Source organism: Priestia sp. YIM B13489, assembly GCF_042787645.1.
Lineage (GTDB): Bacteria > Bacillota > Bacilli > Bacillales > Bacillaceae_H > Priestia > Priestia megaterium.
On sequence record NZ_JBHZOQ010000006.1, the window covers coordinates 1 to 2553 of the forward strand.

Below are 2553 nucleotides of genomic sequence, written 5' to 3' on the forward strand. Positions count from 1 at the left end.
GGGAAATCTGTCACGTACGGTTCTTAGGGGGGCGGGTGCTCGTGAGAGTGCCTGCCTACCCGACTTAAGTACAGCTATATGCAGTTATCCACTACTTTACCATAATATGTTAGACTTGTAGTAAACGGTGGTGGGACGATGAGTAATGATAAAGAAAAGCCAGAAAGAATGAGAGAAAATTTAAAACAAGAAGAAATAAAAAGAAACCCAACTGGAAATCTTAATGACGCTTTCAATCGAAATGAAGCTGGAAACCTTTCTGGTTTAGCAGGTAGCTTAGGATGGAAAGGTCTTGGTGTGCTCATTCTTGTAATTGTTATAGGCTTCATAGTCGCATCTATATTTTTAAGGTAATACAAACGATTTCTAAAAGAGGAACAGCTGATTAGCTGTTCCTCTTTTAGATTAGTACCGATAATTGGTTTTATGTTAACTAAAAGGCGAAAAAGCCATCTTTGGGGAAGATGGCTTTTTCTACTGATAAATATTAGGTTGTAAGTTGAGTCCTAAAAGACTTCTTGAGTATCTTGCTCAAAGATTGAAATAACTATGCAGCTGAAAAAATATAGCAGGAAATATCATGTTGCATTTGAATACTAGTACTATACTCTTAAAACGAAAATGGGGGCTAGTATGATGCTGGTAAAAAAGATGTTAAATGGCATTATGATGAAAGAAATCACCATTAAAGAATTAGCTGATCAGTATGGTGTAAGTACTCGTACCATTCAATCAAAGATTAAGAAATTAGGTTATGAATGGGACAGTAAGGAAAGCATTTATCGCTATGTTGGAGAAGAATCAGAGCCTTTAGATATTGATTTTAGTACCCTTATCTCTAAAAACAGTAAAATGCCAGCAGAACAAAAGCTAGCTACTAGCGAAGTAGCAGCTAGTACGAGCTATGTTGATGAAAGTGAAAGTACGAGCACTAGCTCTTCAAAAGCTAGCACAGTAGATGCAATTGACCTCTTGCTACAAAGTCCAAAAGATCGTTCAAAAAGAGTATATCGAGGGTTTTATTTTGATGATGATGTGTTAAGCATTATTGATCGAGTTCCAAAGAGTTATAAATCTGAATTGGTGAATGAAGCGCTAAGAAAAGTTTTTAAGGAAAAAGGATTATTAGACTAAAAACAAAAAGCAGGCTTAAGCCTGCTTCTTTAGCCTTTAAGGCTATTATAGTTAAGAAATACGTATTAGTTTTTGTGAAGGTTCTTGATGTAGATTCTGAAATTGTTGAATAGCGTCTGTCATAGATTCAGTATTTAATTTCTTTAAGATACTTTTTCTTTGATTTTTAATGGTGCTTTCTTCTTTATGAAGCATTCTTTGTATTTCTGAAATAGAGTGACCATCAATAGCAAGAGCAAAGACTTCTTGTTCTGCTTTAGTAAACTGATTCATGAAGACTTTCTCTTTTAGCATTTTACATTCTTCTTCTACACTTTTTAGTCGAGCAACTTCATCTACTAAATCGGAAGCTAGACTTAGAACATGTTCAATGCCTATTAATAATTTTTCAGTTTGATCCATGATAAGACCCTCCTATTTTTTGAGGGCAACCCATGTTATAATACTACTGTTAAGTTGAGTATTATGTTTTTCGCATGGGGTGTTTCTCTGCCAGGAGAAATGCCCTTTTTCATTTTGTTGTGTCTAATCTTGGTGTTAAACGTTTGAATCACCTCCTTAATTTATTTATCTTCCTTGTTATCAATCTCGTTATATTGCATTAAAACGTTTAATCTTGAGTTTTTACCGCCCTTAAAGATCTTATCTGGATTGATTTGATAGGTTCCAGCTCTAATCTTTTTAAGAAAGTCTGATTCTTGTAGAGCTTTCATTGTTTCAGCAATCGTAGGCTGAGAAATTCCTAATTTCTGTTCAATTTCTTTATAAGTCATTAAAAACATGTTCTCGCTATTAAGGTTATCCATTATGAATGTAAGAACTTTAAGTTTCTTATTACCTATTAAATCAAGACTTTCAACTATATGACCTAACCAAATTTTATGGAAATTAGCATCTCGTTCTTCAATGCTTATAACTTCCATTTCTTCGATTTCTCCAGTCTCTGAGTTTATGTATTTTTTTGTTCCTACAACTTTTGTTGCTTTTCTAGTTACTCCTTTTTTGCGTTTGTAATTAGACATTTTTTTAACTCCTTTATAGAAAAATAATCCAGTCTCTTTTTCATATTTTGAGTATATAATAACAAGAGACTTAAGTAAACACTTAAATCTTATTTAAGTAAACACTTAAAAAAATTTAAGTGAACACTTAAAAAAATTTAAGTGAACAAATCACCCTCAAGCCCTTGATATAAAAGGGTTTGTCTAACATTTCACCTTTTTTTCACTCTTATCTATTAATATATTTGCTATTTTTAATGCAAGGTTCGAGTAGTATTTTTTCAGAAAGTCACTGAAAAAATCTCCACTCTTTTCTCCTTGCATTAAAAATTTCGGCAGGGTTGGTTATATCGCCAAGCCGAACATACCCAAAACGAAGTTTAAGATGATCGGCTTGTGACGGCCATTATACCTGCCG

The 2553-nt window shown here is 33.4% G+C and carries 4 protein-coding genes; 2 read left to right on the plus strand and 2 right to left on the minus strand.

All coding sequences use genetic code 11. From position 1 onward, the window contains the following. The first annotated feature begins 138 nt into the window (after window positions 1-138). Together ACFX4W_RS00335 and ACFX4W_RS00340 are read left to right on the plus strand one after the other, a co-directional pair. Window positions 139-354 carry a DUF6366 family protein gene (locus tag ACFX4W_RS00335; RefSeq protein ID WP_057245196.1) on the plus strand — a complete coding sequence of 72 codons (216 nt, stop codon included), beginning with the start codon at window positions 139-141 and terminating at the stop codon, window positions 352-354. 279 nt (window positions 355-633) lie between these two features. Next, entirely contained in the window at window positions 634-1134 is a 501-nt protein-coding gene (locus ACFX4W_RS00340) for an HTH domain-containing protein (RefSeq protein WP_258006123.1), read from the plus strand. Window positions 1135-1185: 51 nt separating this feature from the next. Here ACFX4W_RS00340 and ACFX4W_RS00345 read toward each other — a convergent pair whose 3' ends face one another. Then, window positions 1186-1536: a LuxR C-terminal-related transcriptional regulator gene (locus ACFX4W_RS00345; protein WP_377558868.1), complete on the minus strand. Its 351-nt coding sequence runs from the start codon at window positions 1534-1536 to the stop codon at window positions 1186-1188. 161 nt (window positions 1537-1697) lie between these two features. Next, window positions 1698-2156: a replication/maintenance protein RepL gene (locus tag ACFX4W_RS00350; RefSeq protein ID WP_098250102.1), complete on the minus strand. Its 459-nt coding sequence runs from the start codon at window positions 2154-2156 to the stop codon at window positions 1698-1700. Window positions 2157-2553 lie beyond the last annotated feature (397 nt).